At 60.4% G+C, this 346-nt stretch carries 1 protein-coding gene; it reads left to right on the top strand.

Annotation, left to right across the window (positions count from 1 at the left end; genetic code table 11):
- Nucleotides 1-86: 86 nt before the first annotated feature.
- A partial coding sequence (locus QOL99_RS17725) for a transposase (RefSeq protein ID WP_285525713.1) occupies nucleotides 87-346 on the top strand: 260 nt, incomplete at its 3' end.

The raw sequence follows: 346 nt of genomic DNA, 5'->3' as shown, positions 1-346 counted from the left end.
TGGACTGACCCCCCAGGAGCGGACCGAGAGGCAAGGCACTTCGCCCCCGTCAGCCCGTAGGCTGACCACACCGCGAAGGAGCCTTTATGCCCGGACGTACCCACAGCCGTGAGTTCAAGCTCGACATCGTGAACCAGGTGAACGAAGGTCAAAAGACCACCGCCCAGCTCTGCCGGGAACACGCCCTTTCACCCAGCCTGATTCATCGCTGGCGCAAAGAAGTCGAGGCCCGTGGGGCAGCGGCCTTCACCGACCAGGCCAAACCCAACCAGTCACTGGAACAACGCATTGCCGAGCTGGAGCGGTTTTGCGGGCAGTTATCACTGGAGAACACGATCTTAAAAAA

It is taken from the genome of Deinococcus rhizophilus, from assembly GCF_030271215.1.
GTDB classification, from domain to species: domain Bacteria; phylum Deinococcota; class Deinococci; order Deinococcales; family Deinococcaceae; genus Deinococcus; species Deinococcus rhizophilus.
Note: the sequence above shows the minus strand (reverse complement) of the source record. Positions and strands in the feature narration are given on the sequence as shown.